We start from the raw sequence: 207 nt of genomic DNA, 5'->3' as shown, positions 1-207 counted from the left end.
TAAGCTGGATAACAACTCGCTCTAAGCACCCGAAACAATCAGAAGAAGTACAAGCATCTTTTAAAAAAATTCCAAATAAATACGATCCTTAAGATCCCAGGACATATTCATTTAAAAGATGTACATATTTGGTTTCAGGATGAGGCTAGGTTTCCCCCTGTGTCAGACTAGTTGTCACTCCTTAGTTTTCACTTAATAATAAAGACA

General features: G+C 35.7%; 1 pseudogene. It reads left to right on the top strand.

The annotated features are described in order from the left end of the window. Nucleotides 1-153: pseudogene (locus V6256_RS16270) on the top strand (IS630 family transposase); the annotation flags it as partial. Between the last annotated feature and the right edge of the window lie 54 nt (nucleotides 154-207).

The organism is Psychromonas aquatilis, from assembly GCF_038155185.1.
GTDB classification, from domain to species: Bacteria; Pseudomonadota; Gammaproteobacteria; order Enterobacterales; family Psychromonadaceae; genus Psychromonas; species Psychromonas aquatilis.
This window is presented reverse-complemented; position numbering and strand designations above follow the sequence as displayed.